The sequence below is a fragment of the Mycobacterium ulcerans subsp. shinshuense genome (assembly GCF_002355775.1).
GTDB classification, from domain to species: Bacteria; Actinomycetota; Actinomycetes; order Mycobacteriales; family Mycobacteriaceae; genus Mycobacterium; species Mycobacterium marinum.
In genome coordinates this window covers 1538232-1556931 of record NZ_AP017624.1, presented here as the reverse complement: position 1 = coordinate 1556931, position 18700 = coordinate 1538232, and the positions used below count along the sequence as shown (strand labels likewise).

The window sequence follows — 18700 nt, the reverse complement described above, 5'->3', positions numbered from 1 at the left end:
AAGCCAACCGGGAAAGGGACGCCGTCGACAATACCGGCCAGGCCTGCGGGCCGTGGCGGGCTCCGCAACAGTCGCGCCGGAGTGGCCGCATCGGCCGGCGGATCAGCGCAACTGGATGGTCACCTGCTCGATCGTGGCGTTGAACACGAAGGTGCCTTCGTAGGTGTCTGCGGCCGGGGTTCCGCAGTCCATGCCGATGTCGACGCCCTCGTCGGCGCTGAAGCCCAGCGGCACGGTCCGTTCGATGCGAGATTGCCCGACGTCGCGTCCGTTGAGCAGCAGTCTGACCAGTCCCCCTTTGCCCAGACCGCCGCCGTCGTAGTCGAATTCCATCGCCACGGTGGCTTTGCCGGCGGGCAGGGCCTCGGTGGCCGCGACGGTGGTGTAGGTCGACCCGAAATAGTTGTAGGTGAACTTGGGGATCCCGTGCTGCACATACAGCGACAAGCCGGCGAAGTATCCCCCGGCCGCCAGCAGCACCCCTTCGACCGTGCTGCCGCCGGGGGTGCCGATGACTGCGGTGATCGAATACGACCGATTGAAGGCGCTGCGAATGATGTCTTCGGGGATGCGGGTGGCGCCTTGGCGGAATGAGATCGAGGTCCGCGATCCCAAGATCGTGGGCCGGGGCTCCAGCGCGCGGGCGAGGCGGCCCCGGTCATCGAGCGGAAAGACGTTGTTCTTCACGCCTTCGGCGTCAAACAGCGCCTTGAGTTGCTCGAGCTTGTCGGGGAATTGCGCCGAAAGGTCCACGACCTGGCTGTAGTCGCGGGACAGGTCATAGAACTCCCAGCGATCGTCGGAGAACGCGGGCAGCGCCCCCGGTCGCCACAGGATGCGACCGTGGTAGGTGCAGGCCATCCAGTCCTCGTGGTAGATCCCGCGCAGACCGCCGATCTCGAAGTATTGGGTGCGGCGACGATCGGCGGCCTCCGCGTCGTCGAACGTGTACATCAGGCTGATCCCGTCGTGGGGCTTTTGCGCCACCCCGTTGACGATCTCGGGTGCGGGGATACCCGCGGCCTCCAAGATGGTGGGTGCGATGTCCACGACGTGGTGAAACTGCGAACGCAGCCCGCCGCGGTCGGTGATCCGCGCGGGCCAGCTCACGATCATCGGGTTGCGGGTGCCGCCGAAATGGCTGGCGAACTGCTTGGTGAACTGAAACGGCGTGCACATGGCCCAGGCGAATCCGACCGGATACTCGTTGCTGGCCCTCGGCCCGCCGATCTCGTCCATCTTCGACAGCACCACATCGACGTCCTCCTGGAGTCCGTTGAGGGTGACCATTTCGTTGAAGACGCCACCGAGCCCGCCCCCGGGGGCGGCGCCGTTGTCACCGATGATGTAGATGAACAGCGTGTTGTCCCATACGTCAATCTCTTTGAGGGCGTCCATGATTCGCCCGACCTCATGGTCGGTGTGGGCCAGAAACCCGGCATACACCTCCATCAGTCGCGATGCGATGCGCTGGCGCTGCTCGGGCAGCGAGTCCCACGCGGGAAGCGACTCGTGGCGCTCGGTCAGCTCGGCATCGGCGGGAATCACCCCCAACCGCTTCTGCCGGGCGAAGATCTCCTCGCGCAGCACGTCCCAGCCCTGGTCGAAGCGGCCCCGGAACGGATCGCTCCACTCCGGCGCCACATGGTGGGGCGCGTGGGTCGCGCCGGGCGCCCAGTAGGCAAAGAATGGCCGGTCCGGCGCCATGGCCCGCTGCCGGTGGACCCACTCGATCATGCGATCGGCGAGATCGGTGCTCAGGTGATAGTCCTCGGCGTCTTCGGGTCGTTCGATCGGCGTGGTGACGTGATACAGACCCGGGTTGTACTGGTGGGCTTCACCCCCCATGAATCCGTAGAACTCTTCGAAGCCCATCCCAGTGGGCCACCGATCGAACGGTCCGGCCGCGCTGACTTCCCATACCGGAGTGTTGTGCCATTTACCGAAAGCCGCTGTGCTGTAGCCGTTCTGTCGCAACGTCTCGGCTACGGTCGCCGCCGATTTCGGGATGATGCAGTTGTAGCCGTCGTAGCCGGTGGCAAACTCGGTGATGGTTCCGGTGTTGACGACGTGGTGGTTGCGGCCGGTCAGCAACGCGGCCCGGGTGGGCGAACACAGCGCCGTGGTGTGGAAACCGTTGTACCGCAGCCCTTCCTGGGCCAACGCGTCACCGGCCGGGGTTTCAACCGGCCCACCAAATGTTGCGGTGGCGCCGAAGCCGACGTCGTCGAGCAGCACGATCACCACGTTCGGCGCCTCCTGCGGGGGCCGGATGGGGGTGATGGTCGCCATCTTCGACTCGGCGACCGTCTTGCCGGAATGGCCGCCGGTCGGTGTATCCGGCAGCGGTAGTCGGGTTCGGTCCAGGTTTTCGCCCGGGTCATGCGCGGTCGCGTCATGCGCCATCGCGGCCCTCCACTTCACCCTCGATCGAGCTGATGACCTACGCGCCACTCACGCCCGCCGGCGCTCTTGGAACATGCCGTCGGCGGGCTTGGGCAATTGTAGGTAGTGGCCGCGCCGCTGCGGGGTCAGGCGCGCTCGCCGGCGCGAATGCACCGGGGTCACGCTCGCAGAACGCATGAAGATGGCCCCCGGAGTCTCTCCGAGGGCCATCTTCGCTGGTAGCGGGGACCGAATTTCGAACCTGCGGCCGCTGGGCTAGCGGCCAGAGGTTGTCGAATGTTCGCCTGGTCTCATTTGCTATCTGACATCGAGCAGGTCCACCACGAAGATCAGCGACTCGCCGGGCTTGATGACGCCTCCGGCGCCACGGTCGCCGTAAGCGAGGTGGGCGGGGATATGCAGCTGTCGGCGGCCGCCGACCTTCATGCCCTGCACGCCTTGATCCCAACCCTGGATGACCTGGCCGACGCCGAGTTTGAACATCAACGGGTCACCGCGGTTGTAGGAAGCGTCGAACTCCTCGCCGGTGGAGTGGGCCACCCCGACGTAGTGCACGACCAGCGTCTTGCCGGAGGTAGCCTCCGCACCGTCACCCTCCACGACGTCGGTGATGACCAGGTCGGTGGGCGGCTACCCGCCGGGAAAGTCGATCTCAGGCTTCTTTGCAGTCATGCCCACCACACTGGCAGATGGTCGCCGGTGGACTTGCCGGCGGGTGCCGTCGCGAGTTGCTCTGGCGCGGGAAGACGCGTGGTTGCACTCGCTCAATATGTAAACAAGCTGATCAAACGCATCGGCTGCGGCTTCACCAGCTACCGCATCCGAGCACTTCTACGCCGGCAAAATCAACCGGCCCGTCCTCACATCCATCGTCGTCCGATGGACGCCAATGAAAATGACCCCCGGAGTCTCCTCCGAGGGCCATTTCCGCTGGTAGCGGGGACAGGATTCGAACCTGCGACCTCTGGGTTATGAGCCCAGCGAGCTACCGAGCTGCTCCACCCCGCGTTGGTGAATGCAAGGTTACCGAACACGTACGGGGCTCTCCAAATCGCACGCTCAGCGGCCCGCGCGGCCCGAAAACGCCTGGAAACGCGGCGCCGTCGGCGCCCGACACCGAACAAACAATCCGGCCCGCGGCAAGACGACCCAACAGCGGCGCTCAACTGGACGTTTTGGGCACTACCGCCCGCGGAGGCATCGCCAGCGACGGCTTCGCGGGCATACTGTGACGGCGTGCACATCGATGTGATGACGATCCCGCAACCATTGGCTCAGATCGGCGATCTGGCCCGTCGCACCCAGGCCGCGGGGTTCTCCGGTCTACTGTTCACCGAAACCGGCCGCACGGCCTATCTCAACGCCGCTATCGCCTCACAGGCCGCGCCCGGCCTGGAGCTGTCCACCGGCGTGGCGGTGGCCTTTCCCCGCAGTCCGTTCGTTACCGCGGCCACGGCCTGGGAGCTGCAGGAGGCGACGGGCGGAAAGTTCCGGCTCGGTCTGGGCACCCAGGTACGCACCCACGTGGTGCGGCGCTACGGCATGGCTTTTGAACGCCCCGGCCCGCGCCTGCGCGATTGCGTGCTCGCCGTCAAGGCGTGTTTCTCCGCCTTCCGCACGGGGACGCTGGACCACCATGGCGAGTTCTACGATCTCGACTTCATCACCCCCCAATGGAGCGCGGGCCCCATCGATGCCCCCGACCCCAAAGTCGATATCGCAGCGGTGAATCCGTGGATGCTGCGGATGGCGGGCGAGCTGGCCGACGGGGTACACATCCATCCGCTCGGCGAGCTTGGCTACCTCACCCGCCATGTCGTGCCCAACGTCGCCAAGGGCGCCGCGAAAGCCGGGCGCTCACCGGCGGACATCGCCGTCATCCTGCCGGTGATGACCATCGTCGGCGACAGCGACGAGGAGCGTGCGATCGAACGCGAGTCGGTGCGCGCCAGCATGGCCTTCTACGGAAGCACGCCCAATTACGCGTTCATCTGGGACGAGGCCGGGTTCGAGGGGACCACCGCGCGGATTCGGGAAAAGCAGAAAGCCGGGGATTTCCCCGCCATGATGGCCCAGATCTCCGATGAGCACATCGATGCCTTTGCCACCGAGTCCAGCTGGGATGGGCTGGCCGATGCGCTGACCGACAAATACGGGGGCATCGCCACCCGCCTGGTGATGTACAACGCCCTGGGCGACCCTGGGCGATTCGAGCGCTACGGCGAAGTGGCCCGCCGCATGCACGGGTAACGACAACCACCACGTCGGCCACGGCCAGCACCAGCGTGCGCAAAATGCCGGCCCAAGCGGCGTGTCAGTGCACAGACACGCACGCTCGCGGCGGCAAGGGCGACAAGAGCAACAAGGGCGACAAGAGCAGCAAGGGCGACAAGAGCAGCAAGGGCGACAAGAGCAGCAAGGGCGACAAGAGCAGCAAGGGCGACAAGGGCAAGCCCCAGCCCGCCCCTACTGGGTGTTGTTGAACTTCGTGATCGCGTCGTCCAACCGTTGCAGCGCTGCCCCGTAGGCGGCGAAGTCGCCCTTCTTCTGCGCATCACGCGCCGCGCCGATGGCCGACTGAATCTCTTTCATGGCCGCGGCCTTGGCCGGTGACAGCGTCACCGACGCCTCGGGAGCCGGCGGCACCGCTGTGGGCGGTGATGGCGGCGTTCCCGGTAGCGCCTCCGGCGAGGGCGCGTTGTTGGGCGGAACATTGGCGGGTGCTCCGCCCTCGGTGGGCTGGATTCCGGTGGCGGCATCACCGGCACCCGGCCCGAACAGCCCGTTGAGCGCATCGCGCACGGTGGGGCCGTAGCCGATCTTGTCGTTGTACATCATCGCCACCCGGATCAGGCGCGGGTACGAAGAGGCCGCGTCGCTGGCACCCGGGGATGCATACACCGGTTCGACGTAGAGCAGCCCGCCCTGGCCCACCGGAAGAGTCAGCAAGTTGCCCCAGCGGATGCGGTTCTGGTTATCTCGCCCGATCACACCCAGGTCCTGGGACACCGCCGGATCGGTGGTGATCGCGTTATTGGCCAGTTTGGGACCGTTGACCTGCCCCGGGATGGTCAATACGGTGATCTTTCCGTACGTCGCGGGATCCGAGCTGGCGCTGATATAGGCGGCCAGATAGTCGCGCTTGAACCTGTTCATCGCGCTGATCAGCTGATATGACGCCGAATTGTCATTCTTCGCAATGTTTTTCGCGACGATGTAGTACGGCGGCTGATAGCTGCTGGCGGTCGGGTTCGGGTCCAGCGGCACGTCCCAGAAATCCGAGGTGGAGAAGAAGGTCACCGGGTCATTGACGTGGTACTTGGCCAGCAGCATGCGCTGCACCTTGAACAGGTCTTCGGGGTAGCGCAGGTGTGCGGCGAGCTCCGGGCTGATGTCACCCTTGGGCTTGACCGTCCCGGGGAAGATCTGCATCCAGGCTTTGAGCACCGGATCCTGCTCGTCCTGCTGGTACAGCGTGACGGTGCCGTCGTAGGCGTCGACGGTGGCCTTCACCGAGTTGCGGATGTAGGAGACCTGCTTGTCCGGGAGCAGCCGGTTGAAGGCGACCTCGTTGGAGTCCGCGGTCGCCGACGACAGCGAGGTCAGCTGCGAGTACGGGTAGTTGTCCAAGGTGGTGTAGCCGTCGAGGATCCAAACCATCCGCTTGTTGACGATCGCCGGGTAGACCGCGCTGTCGGTGGTCAGCCACGGCGCCACCGCCTCCACCCGCTGCGCGGGATCACGGTTGAACAGGATCTTGCTGTTGGAGCCGATCACGTTGGAGAACAGGAAGTTACGCTCGGCGAACTTGGCCGCGAACACGGTGCGGGAGATCCAGCTGCCGACCGACACTCCCCCGCTACCGGTGTAGGTGTAGTTCTTGGTGTCCGCACTGGTCTCGTAGTCGTATTCCCGGTCGGCACCGGTCTTGCCCACGATCGCGTAGTCGGCGGGGGTGTTGGAGATGACCGGCCCGTAGTAGATCCGCGGCTGATCCAGCGGCGCCGGACCGTCGGACACGACGGTGCCGTTGGCGCCCACGACGTTGACCAGGAACTCGGGGTAACCGCCGTTTTGGCTCGGGTCGTTGGCGATGCCCCGAACGGTGTTGGCCGGCGAGGCGATGAATCCGTTGCCGTGGGTGTACACGGTGTGCCGGTTGATCCAGTCCCGCTGGTTGTCGATCAGCCGGTCCGGGTTGAGTTCGCGAGCCGCGACCACGTAGTCACGCAGGTTGTTGTTGCGGTCGAAGTAGCGGTCGATCGACAACTGGTCGGGGAAATAGTAGAAGTTCTTGCCCTGCTGGAACTGGGTGAATGCCGGGCTGACGATCGTCGGGTCGAGCAGCCGGATGTTGGAGGTGGTGGCGCGGTCGGCGGCGACTTGCTGTGCGGTCGCTTCGCCGTCGCCGGTGTAGTTGCGATACGTCACCACATTTGAGGTCAGCCCATAGGCTTGCCGCGTCGCCGTGATACTTCGGCTGATGTACTCGCTTTCCTTCTGCGCCGCATTGGGTTTGACGCTGATCTGCTCGACGATCATCGGCCAGGCGGCGCCGACGATCAGCGACGAGAGCAGCAACAGCACCAAACCGATGGCGGGAATCCGCAAGTCGCGCAGAACGATCGCCGAGAACACCGCCGCCGCGCAGATGACGGCGATGGCCATCAGAATCAGCTTCGCCGGCAACACGGCATTGATGTCGGTGTATCCGGCGCCGGTGAACGGTTTGCCGCCGCGGGTGTGTGACAGCAGCTCATAGCGGTCCAACCAGTAGGCGACCGCTTTGAGCAGCACCAGCACCCCGACCAGGCTGACCAACTGAATGCGCGCCGAGCGGCTCAGGGCGCCGCTGCGGCCGGTCAACCGGATGCCGCCGAACAGGTAGTGCGACACCACGTTGGCCACGAACGCCAGGAAGATCGCGACAAACAAGTAGCTGAGCAGCAGCCGGTAGAAGGGCAACTCGAAGGCGTAGAAGCGGAGGTCCTTGCCGAACTGCGGGTCGGTGATCCCGAAGTCACCGCCATGCAAGAACAGCTGGATCCGAACCCAGTAGCTCTGGGCGACAATGCCGGCCAACAGGCCGATCGCCGCCGGAATCCCGATCCCGAACAGCCGCAGCCGAGCCAGCACGACGGTGCGATAGCGCGCCACCGGATCGTTGTCGTTGTTCGGCACGAAAACCGGGCGGGTGCGGTAGGCCAGCGCCAGCCCGGCGAAGACAATGCCGCCGACCAGCACTCCTGCCACCAGAAAAACCAGGAATCGGGTGACCAGCACGGTGGTAAACACCGAGCGATAGCCAAGCTCGCCGAACCACAGCCAGTCCACGTATGCGTCGATCAGACGCGGACCCGCCAACAACAGGGCGATCACACCCAAAGCGATCAAGATCAAAACCCGGCTGCGCCGAGTCAGCTTCGGCATCCTTGCGGTGGGCCGCATCCCCACTAGCTACGCTCCCTGCTCGGTTTGGCTGGCGCCGTTTTGAAGGCCGTCGTTCCACGAGACGTTTCCCGACCGGCTGCTAGAGATTTGTCTAGACGGTCACAACTCTACGCATCCCCTGGTGCTAGCAACTCGGCGTCGCTGTCCCCGAGGTCATGGCGTGCAATGCGTCCACCGCTTGGCCCAGCGTTTCGACCTTCACCAACCGAAGGCCGCTGGGCGTATCGGAGGCCGCCTCGTAGCAGTTTTTGGCCGGCACCAGGAATACCGAGGCGCCGGCGGCCCGGGCCGCCGCCATCTTGTGGGTGATGCCGCCGATGGGGCCGACCTTGCCGTCGGCGGTGATCGTTCCGGTGCCGGCCACAAAGGTCGAACCGACCAGATCGCCGGTGGTCAGTTTGTCCACCACGGCGAGACTGAACATCAACCCGGCCGAGGGGCCGCCCACGTTGGCGAGGTGGAAATCGACCACGAACGGCGCCCACGGCGCATCGAGCACCGCGACGCCCATGAAGCCGTAGTCGCGATCCTTGTTGGTGCCCAGCGTGATCTGCGCGACGCCGGGCGCCTCGTTCTTTCGGCGGAAGTCGATCACCACGACGTCGCCGGGCTTGGTGTCCTTCAAGATCGAGGTGAACTGCTCGACATTGGCCACCGCGGTGCCGTTGACCGCGTCGATGGCATCACCGGCCTTCAACTTGCCCGCGGACGGACCGGGCTCGCTCACGGTGGCCACCGTCACCGCGTCGGGGTACTTCAGGTACTCCAGGGCCGCGTACTCGGCGCTTTCCTCGGAGTTCTTGAAATCCGCACTGTTGGCGTTGTCGACCTCTTCGCGCGACTTACCCGGCGGATACACCAGGTCGCGCGGCACCAGCTGCTCTTGCCCGGACAACCACAGGGTCAGGGCCTCACCCAGGCTCAGCCCATCGCGTTGAGACACGGTCGTCATATTGAGGTGACCCGTTGTCGGGTGCGTTTGGGTACCTTCGATCTGGACAACCTGCTTGCCGTCGACCTCACCGAGGGTGTCGAAGGTGGGGCCGGGGCCCAGTGACACAAACGGCACCGTCACCACCGCTAGCAGCACCCCGAACACCACAATCGGTACCAGCGCCACCATCAACGTCAATATCCGCCTGTTCACGCCGCATACACTAGACGGACTTAGCAGGTGCCGGTTCAGCTACAAGCATGACGGTGCCTCGCGCTTTCTGTTCCCCCGGTGGGTACCGTTGGGGTTATGGCTGACCTGCCTTTCGGCTTCTCCTCCGGAGACGACCCCCGCGACGATCGATCTGGGCGCGACAAGCCCGGTAACAACGATCCCGAGTCTGGGTCGGACGCCAACCCGCTGGGCGCGTTCGGCATCGGCGGGGATTTCGGCATGGCCGATCTGGGCCAGATCTTCACCCGCCTGGGCGAAATGTTCGGCGGCGTCGGCAGCGCCATGACCTCGGGCCAGAGCTCGGGCCCGGTCAACTACCAGTTGGCCCGGCAAGTCGCCGCCAGCTCGATCGGCTTCATCGCGCCCATCCCCGACGCGACCAACTCCGCCATCTCCGACGCGGTGCACCTGGCTGAGACCTGGCTCGACGGGGCGACCTCGCTGCCCGCCGGCACCGCCAAGGCGGTGGGCTGGAGCCCCACCGACTGGGTCGACAACACCATGGACGTCTGGAAGCGGCTGTGCGATCCCATGGCCCAGCAGATCTCGTCGGTGTGGGCATCCTCGCTGCCGGAGGAAGCCAAGAGCATGGCCGGACCGCTGCTGTCGATGATGTCGCAGATACGCGGCATGGCGTTCGGTTCGCAGCTGGGCCAGGCGTTGGGCCGGCTGTCCCGTGAGGTGCTGACCTCCACCGACATCGGTCTGCCGTTGGGCCCCAAAGGCGTGGCGGCGATCCTTCCCGAGGCCGTCGAATCGTTTGCCTCCGGCCTCGAACAGCCGCGCAGCGAGATCATGACCTTCCTGGCCGCCCGGGAGGCGGCGCATCATCGTCTGTTCAGCCATGTTCCCTGGCTGTCCAGCCAGTTGCTGGGCGCGGTCGAGGCCTACGCGGCGGGCATGAAGATCGACATGAGCGGCATCGAGGAGCTGGCCCGCGACTTCAACCCGGCCACGCTGGGCGATCCGGCGGCCATGGAGCAGTTGTTGAGCCAAGGGGTGTTCGAGCCGCAGGCAACCCCGGCGCAGATCCAGGCGCTCGAGCGTCTGGAAACACTGCTGGCCCTGATCGAAGGCTGGGTCCAGACCGTGGTGACCGATGCACTCGGTGACCGGATTCCGGGCACCGCCGCGCTCAGCGAGACACTTCGTCGCCGCCGGGCCAGTGGCGGGCCCGCCGAGCAGACCTTCACGACACTGGTCGGTTTGGAACTTCGGCCCCGCAAACTGCGCGAGGCCGCGGCCCTATGGGGCCGGCTGACTCAGGGCGCCGGTATCGACGCGCGCGACGCGGTCTGGCAGCACCCCGACCTGCTGCCCTCCATCGAGGACCTCGATGACCCGGCGGCGTTCATCGATCGGACCATCGGGGGCGACACCTCCGGTATCGACGAGGCACTGTCCGACCTGAAAGCCGAGCTCGACCGCGACATGCGCAACCGGGAGGACCCGGGCGCCGGTCCTGTGGATAACTGAGCGGGGTCTGCCCGGCCGGCCTGGCACAGTCTCGGGTCATGCCCGCCTTGTACTCGCTGGATCCGGCGATGCCGGTGCTGCTGCGTCCCGACGGTGCGGTGCAGGTGGGCTGGGATCCGCAACGGGCCGTGCTGATCCGCCCGCCAGAGGGGCTGACGACGACGGCGGTCGCCGAACTGCTGCGGTCCATGCAATCACCGATACCGATCACCGAACTGCAACGCCACGCCACCGGCCGCGGATGGGTGCCCGGTGACGTGGCCAACCTGGTCAGCCAACTGGTCGGCGCCGGCGTCGCGACCCGCCGGCACCGGGATCGGACCGGCCGAACGGCGTCAATCCGGATCCACGGCCGCGGGCCGTTGTCCGACCTGCTGGTGCAGGCGCTGCGTTGCTCGGGGGCACGAATCGGCCAAAGCAGTCAGCCACACGCGGCGGTCACCCGCAGCGCCGTGGATCTGGTGGTGTTGTCCGACAACCTGGTGGCCGAGCCGCGCCTGGTGCGCGACCTGCAAAGGGAGGGCATCGCGCACCTGCCGGTTCGGGTTCGCGACGGCACCGGGCTGGTCGGACCGTTGGTGATTCCCGGCGTGACCAGCTGCCTGCGGTGCGCCGACTTACACCGCAGCGACCGCGACCCGGCCTGGCCGGCCATCGCGGCGCAGCTTCGTGACACCGTGGGGGTGGCCGATCGGGCCACCGTGCTGGCGACGGCGGCGCTGGCGCTGCGCCAAATCAACGGTGTGATCGCCGCGGTCCGAGATCAGGAAAACCCGTCCGATCCGCCGTCGGCGCTGAATGCCACGTTGGAATTCGACCTCCAGGCGGGCTCCGTCGTGGCGCGGTATTGGGCCAGGCACCCGTTGTGCTCGTGCTGACGCCGGCCCCGCGGGCCCGCTAGCCCAGGCGACCCTGCTCGGGAACGTTGGTGGAGATCGCCGCGTACGCCCTGGCCAAGTCGTCCAGTACGCCCTCGGTCAAGGTGCAATCTTTGCGGTGCTTGTCCAACGTTTCGATGATCGCCCTGAACAGGGCATCTGCGGCCTCGTGCTGCGTCTGTTTTGCTGACATGGCTTCTCGGGGTCCACCCTCCGGACGTGGGTTTCGATGAGTCACACCATTGCGACCTGCAAGAGATTACATATGCGCTGCTGATCGCGCCGGTCTCGACGCAACGTCAGCGCTGGGACGGCCGCACCAATTGCGATTGAATCAATTGAAATCAGTTGTAGCCAGATCAATACCCTGCGCACAGGTCCGTAATGGATGATGGGGGTGTGTCGGACATCAAACGCGGCCGGGCCGCGCGCAACGCAAAGCTGGCCAGCATTCCGGTCGGCTTTGCTGGCAGGGCAGCGCTAGGGGTCGGCAAGCGACTGGCCGGCAAGTCAAAAGACGAGGTCAACGCCGAGCTGATGGAGAAGGCGGCCAACCAGCTCTTCACGGTCTTGGGTGAGCTCAAGGGCGGAGCGATGAAAGTCGGACAGGCGTTGTCCGTGATGGAAGCGGCCATTCCCGAGCAATTTGGCGAACCGTACCGCGAGGCACTGACCAAGCTACAAAAAGACGCACCACCGTTGCCGGCGGCCAAGGTGCATCGAGTGCTGGACGCGCAGCTAGGCACCAAATGGCGCGATCGATTCGGCTCGTTCGACGACACCCCGGTCGCTTCGGCGAGCATCGGCCAGGTGCACAAGGCGATCTGGTCGGATGGCCGGGAAGTGGCGGTCAAGATCCAATACCCCGGCGCCGATGAGGCGTTGAAGGCCGATCTGAAGACGATGCAGCGAATGGTCGGTGTCTTCAAGCAACTTTCGCCGGGTGCCGACGTGCAGGGCGTCGTCGACGAGCTGATCGAGCGGACCGAAATGGAGCTCGACTACCGGCTCGAAGCCGATAACCAGCGTGCCTTCGCCAAGGCCTACGCGGGTCACCCACGCTTCCTGGTACCGCACATCGTGGCCAGTGCGCCAAAGGTGGTGATCCAGGAGTGGATCGACGGCGTGCCGATGTCGCAGATCATCCGCAACGGGACCCAGCAGGAGCGCGACCTCATGGGCACGCTGCTGCTCGAGCTCACCTTCGACGCGCCGCGGCGGCTGGAGATGCTGCACGGCGATGCGCACCCGGGAAACTTCATGCTGCTGCCAGACGGGCGGATGGGCGTCATCGACTTCGGCGCGGTGGCGCCGATGCCCGGCGGCTACCCCATCGAGCTCGGGATGACCATTCGGTTGGCTCGTGACAAGAACTATGACCTGCTGTTGCCGACGATGGAGAAAGCCGGGCTCATCCAGCGGGGGCAACAGGTCTCGGTGCGAGAGATCGACGAGATGCTGCGCCAGTACGTCGAACCCATCCAAGTCGAGGTCTTCCACTACACGCGTAGGTGGCTACAGCGGATGACCGTGAGCCAGATTGACCGCTCGGTCGCGCAGATCAAAGCGGCTCGGCAAATGGATCTACCGCCCAAGCTGGCCATTCCGATGCGTGTGATCGCGTCGGTGGCCGCCATTTTGTGCCAGCTGGATGCGCATGTGCCGATCAAGGCGCTGTCCGAAGAGCTGATCCCCGGTTTTGCCGAGCCCGATACCGCCGCTGTCTGAGCGGGCGCCCGGGCCGCGGGATCCGGGTTCCGCGTAAGGATCGCCAGGGTGCGGCCATCGAGAATCGGTGCGATGGCCGCGCCCCGGCGATTCGGGCGGTTACTAGGCGGCAACCTTGGGCGGACGCCCGCGCGGGCGCTTGCGGTTCACTATCGAGCCACGCTCGAAGATCTCGCCACCCCATACTCCCCACGGCTCGGCGCGTTCAAGCGCAGCAGCCAAGCACTGGGGGCGAATCGGGCAGCTCGCGCAGAGTTCCTTGGCCTGCTCGAGATCGGCCGGGGTCTCGGCGAACCACAAGTCCGGATTACCGACATGACAGGGCAACACCGGCAGCGTCTGTCTAGGGACGGTCAGTGCCGACATGTCCATGCTCACCTGTTTCCTGGTCTAGGGGCTTTCGTTCGAAGTGATCCGGACCAGGCGGCGGGCGGTTGACCCAAAAAAAAATTGGCCACGGATCCTGGTGACTGAGGTCCGTGGCCATTTGGGCGAAAATCGGGCTTTACGTAGTGCCTACGTTGGGCTCCGATCCACGGACGAGTCAGTCGCGGCGGCGACGCGGTGCTTACCCGCTGCCGCCGGGATGGCGGTGCGGGCGGCATGACGGGCGGCCGGGTACCACACGGCGGCAGCCACGCCTACACCGAACGTATTCATGTTCATCATCGTGGCCGCCTCCTTTCGTGTTGCTCGCCGCCGTGCCAGCGTTCAGCGCCGGCACCTATAAGCCTGTTAGAGGTTAAACGGTCGCGACCGAACATCACAACCGATTTTTTGACCAGCGGTTTTGCCGCTTACCGTGCTTGGCGCACCAGCTCGAGCACATCGGCCCCGTACTGCTCCAGCTTTCGGGCGCCAATGCCTGGTATCGCGATCAGGGATGCATCATCGGCGGGACGCAGCTCGGCGATCGCGATGAGCGTGTTGTCGGTGAAGACGACGTAGGCGGGCACGTTCTGTTCCTTGGCGGTGTTGAGCCGCCAGGACTTGAGCTGCAGCAGCAATTCCTCATTGACGTCGCCGGCACACGTTTCGCACCGGCGCAGCATCACGGCCGCCGGCGTGGTCAGCTCCTTGTTGCAGATCCGGCAGCGCACTGGGCCGCGGTTGCGCCGGTTCTTGGCCGGCCCCGGATCGGCACGTGTCTGCGGCGCAATGCCGTTGAGAAAGCGCGACGGCTTGCGGCCCTGACGCCCGCCCGGAGACCGGGCCAGCGCCCAGGTCAGCGCCAAATGCACTCGGGCCCTGGTGACTCCGACATAAAGCAGCCGGCGTTCCTCTTCGACCTGTTCACTCTCGGGGCCATGCGCCAACGCGCGCGAGATCGGCAGCGTGCCGTCGGCCAAGCCGACGAGGAACACCGCGTCCCACTCCAGACCCTTGGCCGCGTGCAGTGAGGCGAGGGTGACACCCTGCACCACCGGTGGATGGCGTGCGTCGGCGCGCGCTCGAAGCTCGGCGAGCAATCCGGCAAGCTGCAGGTGCGGTCGCTGCGCCACCTCGTCGTCGACTAGTTGCGCCAATGCGCTCAGCGCCTCCCAGCGCTCCCGGGCCCGGGTCCCGGCGGGTTCTTCGGCGGTCAGCCCGAGGGGTTCTAGGACCGTGCGGACCACATCGGGCAACGCTGCCTCGATATCGCGCTCCGCCGCACGCTGCAGGGCCACCATCGCCTGCTTGACCTCTTGGCGGTTGAAGAATCCCTCGCCGCCACGCACCTGGTAGGCGATACCGGCCTCGGTCAAGGCTTCTTCGTAGACCTCGGACTGCGCGTTGACGCGGTAGAGGATGGCGATCTCGGATGCGGGCGTTCCGGATTGGATCAGCCGGGCGATCGACGCCGCCACCGCGGTGGCTTCGGCGACCTCGTCGGGATATTCATCAAACGACGGAGCCGGGCCGGGCTCGCGCTGGCCGGTCAGCTGCAGCCGGCTACCGGCAACCCGGCCGCGGGCCGCCGCGATCACCCGGTTGGCCAACGAGACCACCTGCGGAGTGGACCGGTAGTCGCGCTCCAGACGCACCAGGGTGGCGTCGGGAAATCGGCGGGAAAAGTCGAGCAGGAATCGAGGCGATGCCCCGGTGAACGAATAGATGGTCTGGTTGGCGTCACCGACGACTGTCAGGTCGTCGCGATCTCCCAACCAGGCCAACAGGACTCGTTGCTGCAGCGGAGTGACATCCTGGTATTCGTCGACGACAAAGCAGCGGTACCGGTCCCGGAATTCCTGGGCCACCGCGGCGTCGTTTTCGATGGCGGCCGCGGTATGCAGCAGCAGATCGTCGAAATCGAGCAGGGTGAGGCTCTCATCGCGCACCTTGAGTGACTCGTATTCGGCGTAGACGGCCGCGATCTGCGCGGCGTCCAGCGGAGTATCTCGGGATGCGACGGCCACCGCCGCCGGGTATTGCTCGGGGGTGATCAGCGATGCCTTGGCCCACTCGATCTCGCCGGCCAGGTCGCGCACGTTATCACTGCTGGCGTTGAGCCTGGCACGGCCGGCCGCGCGGGCAACGACGGCAAACTTGCTGTCCAATAGCTGCCAGCCGATATCGCCGACGACGCGCGGCCAGAAGTATCGCAGCTGGCGGTGGGCGGCCGCGTGAAACGTCAGCGCCCGGACGGCACCGACACCGGAGCTTGTCTGTGCCGCGGCATCCAGCCCTCGCAACCGGGCGCGCATCTCCCCCGCCGCCCGCTGAGTGAATGTCACCGCGAGTACCTGCCCGGCGGCGACGTGGCCGCTAGCGACCAACTGAGCGATCCGATGCGTGATGGTGCGCGTCTTGCCGGTTCCGGCCCCGGCGAGCACGCAGACGGGTCCGCGGGGCGCGAACACGGCTTCGCGTTGCTCGTCGTCCAGCCCGGCGATCAGTGGCTGAGCGAGCGTCGGCATGGTCTCCATCTTGACAGTGCGGGCTGACAATCCGGGGGCCCCGCCACGCCGCCAGACGCGGCCGGCACCCTGCCGGACGCCTCTACCCTAAGCCGTCCGCCGCTGATCAGCCCTGCCGCGCGCAGCCCCCGATCACCGGGCTACGTTTACGTCCCATGACCAATGCTGCGCTCACCATCTACACAACTTCATGGTGTGGTTATTGTCTTCGGCTCAAGACGGCCCTAAAAGCCGAAGGAATCGCCTACGATGAGATCGACATTGAACGCGAACCTGCCGCAGGGGATTTCGTAGGCTCGGTCAACGGGGGCGACCGGACCGTTCCGACAGTGAAGTTCGCAGACGGCTCGACGCTGACTAACCCCAGCGCCCGGGAGGTCAAGAAAAAAATGGCCGACATTGGCGGCTAGCTAATTGGGGACCGCGCACTCACGGCGCGTTTCCGACACAGCTTGTCGCCCAATGCATGGGTGCCCAACAAAGAATGCAGCCGCCCGTACCATGGCCATTCTGTCCAGGGCTCCGGCGTTGTTGATTAGCAGGCTTGTGAGCTGGGGAATTGTGGATTGAGGAGGTCTAGGCGGCGGTTGGCGGTCAAAGCGGTGATCCGGCAGGCTTCGGCGATGTTGTCGGCGCCGTTGAGGCGGTGCAGATTGATCGCGGTGTTGCGTAGCGTTGCTAGGACCTGTGCGCCGTTTCCGGTATGTGCCCTTTGACGGTCTTCGTCGAAGGTGACGTCGCGTATCCAGTGCAGGCTGTTCTCGATTCCCCAGTGTTGACGCATCCAGGTCATGATCGCGGTAGGGCGGGCGTGCTCGAACGGCAGGCTGCAGATGGCATAGACCACCTTCACGCTGCGCTGGTCGGTGGCGGTGATCAAGCGTTCACGAGTGATCCGGATGATTTGTTTTGCGTAGGGGAAGCCGATTCCTCGTGCAGCGGTGATGATTTGCAGGGTGCGGGTCTCGACACGGCCGTGGCCGCGGGAGTCGTCGGTAGCGGCTGCGGGCACCTCGGCCCAGGGCAGCGCGGTGATACGCGCAAGTATTTTGGCTTGGTTGGACTTGACGATCATCAGGTAGTGCGACTTCAAGGTGGCGCAGATCAACTTCGCGGTGACGACCTGGGTATGCATCGCATCCACGGTGACCAGCCACCGCAAGCTACCCGGCAGCAGCGTGAGCAGGGCACGTACGCAGGGAATTTCATTGCTTTTCTCGGCGACAGCGAGTTGACCGAGCACCAATCGGGCACGGTGGGCGAACACCGACACGAGATGCGTGGCTGTCGCTTTGGCGCGTAAAGCACCACGCAGCATCTTGCCGTCCAACGCGATCGGCACCAATCCGCTGGGGTCGCTGCTGGCCACGTGTGCAGTGAAGTAACTGCCCATCCTGGCGTTGAGGTCGGCGGGGTCTAGCCGAGACAAAACAGCGCGGAAGGTCTTCTCACTGGGCCGCCGGAACCGGACCCCTAATTGGGCCAACACATCATCGGGAGCGGTGGCCGCCCATGTGGCAAAACCAGCATAGCCGCGCATCCCCGCGGCAGTGGCCAGAACCGCGATCGCCAACAAAGCCATCAGCGAATACCTCCGACCGCGTGGGTCCCTCGGGTCTGGCACCGAGGCCAACACATCGAGAAACTCCGATCCGATGAGCTCGCTGCGCTCACCAGGACTCCAGCGGTCGAACACCTCTGGAACCGACGACACAGGCAATACTGAAACGGTAGGCACGGGCAACTCCAGACCAACGACGAACAGTAACCAACTCGATCGTTCTCCAGATAGCCCGTGCCTACACTCCGGCCCCAATAGCGCGGCACCAAAGATCATCAACCCAGCTCACAAGCCTGCTAATCAACAACGCCGGAGCCCTGCCATTATGTCGTCGAGTACCGGTGACTCGCCGGTACAGCAACGCCAACTCCGACCGCGGACAGCAGTCCGCAGAAAACGGCTATCAACGATGAGGCCAGACGGCTCAACCCGAACGACAACGATGCGTTTCGCAGGCTGGCGCAAGTGGCAGATGGTCTTTCGTGCCGCGTCTAGCCGTCGCAACAGGTCGGCTTTCATCGTCTGCATTGCGGTGTTGGCGATTTCAGCCTGCTCGCATCAGAGCACCACAGCCAAGCCCAGCACCACCACTTCTACACCTCCCAGCGGCGCCGACGCATTGATCATCAGCGTCGAAGAAGTGCGTCGCATTGCTAACTACGAAGAACTGACCGCACACGCGCACGCAGACTTGCGCCATCCACCGCCGGGTGACCTGAGCGCGCCGGGCCCCTGCCGGGCGGCCGGAACCAGTGACCTCACCTTTGCCAGTGGATGGCTGGAATTTCGTAGCGCGGGCTACAGCGGGGTCACCGACGACATCGATCCCGGCGGAAAGGCCTTGATTGACTCGGTCAGTCAGGCGGTAGCCATCTACCCGGACGAGCACGTCGCTCGCAATGCACTCGATCAGCTCGAAACGTCCCTGACGACGTGTGTGGCAATGCACGACCCCAATTACGATTTCGATGTGGACAAGTCGGATCCCACCACGCTGAGGATCACCGACGCGGGATGGAGCCACCTGTATCGGGCCAAGAATTCGGTTCTAATATCCGTTGGCGTATTGGGCATCGAACCCGCCGAGCGGATCGCGAATGCGGTGCTCGAAGCCATTTGTGATCGAGTCAAATAG

The 18700-nt window shown here is 65.1% G+C and carries 15 protein-coding genes and 1 tRNA gene; 7 read left to right on the top strand and 9 right to left on the bottom strand.

Annotated elements, in window-relative coordinates:
• Nucleotides 1–102 precede the first annotated feature (102 nt).
• The 3 genes from SHTP_RS07135 to SHTP_RS07125 form a co-directional block, all read right to left on the bottom strand.
• The gene (locus SHTP_RS07135; RefSeq protein WP_096370172.1) at nucleotides 103–2406 is read right to left on the bottom strand and encodes an arylsulfatase; all 2304 of its coding nucleotides are present in this window, start codon (nucleotides 2404–2406) and stop codon (nucleotides 103–105) included.
• Nucleotides 2407–2703: 297 nt separating this feature from the next.
• The gene (locus SHTP_RS07130) at nucleotides 2704–3024 is read right to left on the bottom strand and encodes an FKBP-type peptidyl-prolyl cis-trans isomerase (protein WP_231991585.1); all 321 of its coding nucleotides are present in this window, start codon (nucleotides 3022–3024) and stop codon (nucleotides 2704–2706) included.
• A gap of 313 nt (nucleotides 3025–3337) precedes the next feature.
• A tRNA-Met gene (locus SHTP_RS07125) sits at nucleotides 3338–3414 on the bottom strand.
• Nucleotides 3415–3642: 228 nt separating this feature from the next.
• Between SHTP_RS07125 and SHTP_RS07120 the strand changes: the two genes are divergently transcribed.
• Nucleotides 3643–4656 (top strand): TIGR03617 family F420-dependent LLM class oxidoreductase, encoded by a 1014-nt coding sequence (locus SHTP_RS07120; RefSeq protein WP_096370171.1) that lies wholly within the window; start codon nucleotides 3643–3645, stop codon nucleotides 4654–4656.
• A gap of 44 nt (nucleotides 4657–4700) precedes the next feature.
• Nucleotides 4701–4889, top strand: a complete 189-nt coding sequence (locus SHTP_RS07115; RefSeq protein ID WP_096370170.1) for a hypothetical protein — start codon at nucleotides 4701–4703, stop codon at nucleotides 4887–4889.
• Here the strand turns inward: SHTP_RS07115 and SHTP_RS07110 are convergent.
• Together SHTP_RS07110 and SHTP_RS07105 are read right to left on the bottom strand one after the other, a co-directional pair.
• Entirely contained in the window at nucleotides 4873–7860 is a 2988-nt protein-coding gene (locus SHTP_RS07110) for a UPF0182 family protein (protein ID WP_096370169.1), read from the bottom strand. The two genes, SHTP_RS07115 and SHTP_RS07110, sit on opposite strands and share 17 nt — an antisense overlap.
• A 121-nt stretch (nucleotides 7861–7981) precedes the next feature.
• A complete protein-coding gene (locus tag SHTP_RS07105; RefSeq protein WP_011740464.1) occupies nucleotides 7982–9004 on the bottom strand; it encodes a YlbL family protein in 1023 nt (340 codons plus the stop codon).
• 78 nt (nucleotides 9005–9082) lie between these two features.
• Here SHTP_RS07105 and SHTP_RS07100 point away from each other — a divergent pair, with 78 nt between their 5' ends.
• Nucleotides 9083–10501, top strand: a complete 1419-nt coding sequence (locus SHTP_RS07100; protein WP_096370168.1) for a zinc-dependent metalloprotease — start codon at nucleotides 9083–9085, stop codon at nucleotides 10499–10501.
• A 38-nt stretch (nucleotides 10502–10539) separates the two neighbouring features.
• Nucleotides 10540–11379: a TOMM precursor leader peptide-binding protein gene (locus SHTP_RS07095; protein ID WP_096370167.1), complete on the top strand. Its 840-nt coding sequence runs from the start codon at nucleotides 10540–10542 to the stop codon at nucleotides 11377–11379.
• A gap of 19 nt (nucleotides 11380–11398) precedes the next feature.
• Here SHTP_RS07095 and SHTP_RS07090 read toward each other — a convergent pair whose 3' ends face one another.
• Nucleotides 11399–11572 (bottom strand): hypothetical protein, encoded by a 174-nt coding sequence (locus SHTP_RS07090; protein WP_012393233.1) that lies wholly within the window; start codon nucleotides 11570–11572, stop codon nucleotides 11399–11401.
• A gap of 191 nt (nucleotides 11573–11763) precedes the next feature.
• Between SHTP_RS07090 and SHTP_RS07085 the strand changes: the two genes are divergently transcribed.
• Nucleotides 11764–13107 (top strand): macrolide-binding ATPase MABP-1, encoded by a 1344-nt coding sequence (locus SHTP_RS07085; RefSeq protein WP_012393232.1) that lies wholly within the window; start codon nucleotides 11764–11766, stop codon nucleotides 13105–13107.
• A 102-nt stretch (nucleotides 13108–13209) separates the two neighbouring features.
• On the opposite strand, the gene SHTP_RS07080 is transcribed toward SHTP_RS07085, so the two are convergent.
• Nucleotides 13210–13473: a WhiB family transcriptional regulator gene (locus SHTP_RS07080; protein ID WP_036451446.1), complete on the bottom strand. Its 264-nt coding sequence runs from the start codon at nucleotides 13471–13473 to the stop codon at nucleotides 13210–13212.
• A gap of 431 nt (nucleotides 13474–13904) precedes the next feature.
• The gene (locus SHTP_RS07075; protein WP_172900519.1) at nucleotides 13905–16004 is read right to left on the bottom strand and encodes an ATP-dependent DNA helicase UvrD2; all 2100 of its coding nucleotides are present in this window, start codon (nucleotides 16002–16004) and stop codon (nucleotides 13905–13907) included.
• Between the two features lie 155 nt (nucleotides 16005–16159).
• Here SHTP_RS07075 and mrx1 point away from each other — a divergent pair, with 155 nt between their 5' ends.
• Nucleotides 16160–16414 carry a mycoredoxin Mrx1 gene (gene mrx1, locus SHTP_RS07070; protein ID WP_096370165.1) on the top strand — a complete coding sequence of 85 codons (255 nt, stop codon included), beginning with the start codon at nucleotides 16160–16162 and terminating at the stop codon, nucleotides 16412–16414.
• A 125-nt stretch (nucleotides 16415–16539) separates the two neighbouring features.
• Here mrx1 and SHTP_RS07065 read toward each other — a convergent pair whose 3' ends face one another.
• A complete protein-coding gene (locus SHTP_RS07065) occupies nucleotides 16540–17742 on the bottom strand; it encodes an ISAs1-like element IS2404/ISMul1 family transposase (protein ID WP_420872959.1) in 1203 nt (400 codons plus the stop codon).
• 295 nt (nucleotides 17743–18037) lie between these two features.
• Here SHTP_RS07065 and SHTP_RS07060 point away from each other — a divergent pair, with 295 nt between their 5' ends.
• Entirely contained in the window at nucleotides 18038–18700 is a 663-nt protein-coding gene (locus SHTP_RS07060) for a sensor domain-containing protein (RefSeq protein ID WP_231991584.1), read from the top strand.

Bases quoted from the DNA above. Each gene is read 5' to 3' on its own strand.
- SHTP_RS07085 (WP_012393232.1), top strand. From the start codon at position 11,764: ATGGATGATGGGGGTGTGTCGGACATCAAACGCGGCCGGGCCGCGCGC.
- SHTP_RS07060 (WP_231991584.1), top strand. From the start codon at position 18,038: ATGGTCTTTCGTGCCGCGTCTAGCCGTCGCAACAGGTCGGCTTTCATC.
- SHTP_RS07115 (WP_096370170.1), top strand. From the start codon at position 4,701: ATGCCGGCCCAAGCGGCGTGTCAGTGCACAGACACGCACGCTCGCGGC.
- mrx1 (WP_096370165.1), top strand. From the start codon at position 16,160: ATGACCAATGCTGCGCTCACCATCTACACAACTTCATGGTGTGGTTAT.
- SHTP_RS07090 (WP_012393233.1), bottom strand. From the start codon at position 11,572: ATGTCAGCAAAACAGACGCAGCACGAGGCCGCAGATGCCCTGTTCAGG.
- SHTP_RS07075 (WP_172900519.1), bottom strand. From the start codon at position 16,004: ATGCCGACGCTCGCTCAGCCACTGATCGCCGGGCTGGACGACGAGCAA.
- SHTP_RS07135 (WP_096370172.1), bottom strand. From the start codon at position 2,406: ATGGCGCATGACGCGACCGCGCATGACCCGGGCGAAAACCTGGACCGA.
- SHTP_RS07095 (WP_096370167.1), top strand. From the start codon at position 10,540: ATGCCCGCCTTGTACTCGCTGGATCCGGCGATGCCGGTGCTGCTGCGT.
- SHTP_RS07080 (WP_036451446.1), bottom strand. From the start codon at position 13,473: ATGTCGGCACTGACCGTCCCTAGACAGACGCTGCCGGTGTTGCCCTGT.